The sequence below is a fragment of the Pseudomonas emilianonis genome, from assembly GCF_023072625.1.
Classification (GTDB): Bacteria; Pseudomonadota; Gammaproteobacteria; order Pseudomonadales; family Pseudomonadaceae; genus Aquipseudomonas; species Aquipseudomonas paraveronii.
The window spans coordinates 1-2,529 of record NZ_JAKNRV010000538.1 but is presented as its reverse complement, the minus strand read 5'-3'; the positions used below and the strand labels follow the sequence as shown (position 1 = coordinate 2,529).

Below are 2,529 nucleotides of genomic sequence, written 5' to 3'. Positions count from 1 at the left end.
GTCCACGGTGTCGGCGATTTGTGCGGTGGAGGCCTGGGTGCGTTGCGACAGGCTGCGCACTTCATCCGCGACCACGGCAAAGCCCCGGCCCTGTTCGCCGGCGCGTGCGGCTTCGATGGCGGCGTTAAGTGCCAGCAGGTTGGTTTGCTCGGCGATGCCACGAATGGTGTCGACCACCGACTGAATCTGCTGGCCCTGTTGGCTCACTTGTTCCAGGGCGTTGGCGGTGTCGGTCAGGCGCCGGTTGAGTTGCTGGATGCTGGCCGTGGTGCGCTGGCTGTCGCGGCTGCTGTCTTCGGCGATGCGTCGGGTGTGCTGGGCGCTACCGGAGGCCTGTTCACAGCTTTTGGCGACGCCCATGGAAGTGGCGGCCAATTGCGTAGCCGCTGCGGCGATCTGGCTGATCTGGTGTTGCTGGTCTTCGACATCGGTGAGGGTGCTGCCCGATTGCGAATTGAGCGTGAGCACCGCCGAACCAAGCTGCTGAGTCTCGTGATTAACGCCCAGCAGGCTGGTACGCAATTGCACCACCGCCACGTTGAGCGCGGCGCTGATCGCAGCCAGTTCATCGCGGCCGTCAACAGCCACTTCCACGCACAGGTTGCCGTCGCGCAGGGACTGGGCGAGCGTGGTGATGCCGCTGGCACTGCGACGGATCGAGGCTTGCAGACACATGAACAGGTACAGCGCCGCCAGGGCCAGCAGGCTGAAGATGGCCGCGACGGGGATGAATTGCTCCAAGGAACGGTCGTGGTAATGGCTCAGGCGCGCATCCAGCGAGCGGAGCGACTGGTTGCGCAGCGCGCCCAGGCTGCCGAGCATGGTGTCGACACTGCGCTCGAAACCGGCAGGGTCGAGTTTGATGGTGCCGCCGAACACGCCTTCGTCGAGCACTTTAAGCTCGCTGTCCAGTTGTTGCAGGCTGTTGTCGTACTGCGCGGTCCAGGGTTCCAGGCCGAGGTATGGCTTGGCCTTGAGCGACGCCGCGGCCTTGACCAACTGGTCTCGCGCATCGCCGATACGGCCGCGCAGGTCGCGCATCTGCAAGCGGCTTTGCAGCGTGAACTGCCCCGAGGCGATGGACGACTGACCAATACTGGCCATGCGGCCGATACGCTCGATCAGGTCCGGCGCGTGCTGGGTGGAAATCTGCATCAGCAGGTAAGTCTCCAGCCAGGGGTCAAGGATCAGGCCGGCGTCGAGGGTGATCTGTTCGCGCAGGGTTTGCATGGCGGTCAGCGCCGAGGTGAAACGATCGTAGCCGTCCGGCCACCAGCCCACGGTACGCAGGGATTGCACATCCATCCCCTTGACCGTTGCCTGCAACGCGTCGAAGCGCGCCAGGGTTTCGACGCTCGCGCCCTGTTGTCTGAGCGCGTCGCCCAGGGCTTGCAGGCTTTGCAGGATAAGCGGGTTGTTCGCATCCAGCTTGTCCATCGCCGCCTTGGCTGCGGGCGTCGGTTCACGCAGCAGGTCCAGCGCTTTCCAGCGCGACGCGAGGTTGCGCTGGGCAATCAATTGGCCATCTAACGCGTCCAGGGCCAGCAGTTGAGAAACGCCGGACTTTTCGCTGGAAATCACCGCAAGTTTGTCGCGATAGTCCAGCCCGATCATCCAGAGGCTCCCGACCAGGGGCAGCATGAACAGAATGAACAGGATCTGGAATTTGCGGGCGAAGCCGAAACGTCCGAGCAGGCGGATACCGGGTGACAACAGACTGTGCATGGCCGACTACTCCCCAAAAACAACCCACGCGAGGCAACGATGGACGAAGCCTTGAAATGAATCAAGGCAAAGTGCCATGTCATTGATTGGGAAGGCTCAAGCAAGATACGAGCCGCCGCTAACGAGCCCCCGAATAGGCGGTGCGGCACACAAAAAATCGCGCGCAGTGCTCGAAAATGGGGCGAAAGCACTCAATCAAGGGAACGACCAAGTAGCGAGTGGGTTCGATCAACCCGGTGCAGCAATGAAAAGCCACCTCACGCCAGCAACGCGCAGATCCACTGCACCTGCCGGGCGACCTCTTGCACCTTGGCCTGCGGCACCACCTGGCGGGCCTGTTCGAAACTGGCCAGGGTTTTCTGCTTTTGCCGCAGCAGGCGCTGCCACTTGGCCAGGAAGGCCGGACTGCGGGCCTGCAACTGCAGCGGGCCGAAGTACAACTCTTCGGCACTGTACGCCACCGGTTCGGCGCGCTCGGCGACGATGATTTCGTAGTAGAAGCGGTTTTCCCGCAACAACTCTTCGACCAGGATGCAGTAACCGTTGTCCATCAGCCATTGGCGCAGCGGTTGCTCGCCACCGTTGGGTTGCAGGATCAGGCGCTCCTGGCCGGTGAGGTGCGCCTTGCCGCTGTCGAGGATGTTGCGGATCGTCTCGCCGCCCATGCCGCAGACGCTGATCGCGGTGATCGCGTCGGCAGCCGTGATGGCTGCCAGGCCATCGGCCAGGCGCACGCTGACGTGTTGCTCCAGGCCATTCTCACGCACGGTGCGCTCGGCCGCCTGGAATGGCGTCGCGGCCACC

2 protein-coding genes are annotated in these 2,529 nt (G+C 63.3%); both read right to left on the bottom strand.

Annotation, left to right across the window (positions count from 1 at the left end):
- Window positions 1-360 (bottom strand): methyl-accepting chemotaxis protein (locus L9Z73_RS31670; protein WP_430624326.1); only part of this gene is annotated, 360 nt, incomplete at its 3' end.
- Between the two features lie 1,622 nt (window positions 361-1,982).
- The coding region (locus tag L9Z73_RS28995; protein WP_247408273.1) for a tRNA (adenine(22)-N(1))-methyltransferase at window positions 1,983-2,529 on the bottom strand (547 nt) is incomplete at its 5' end.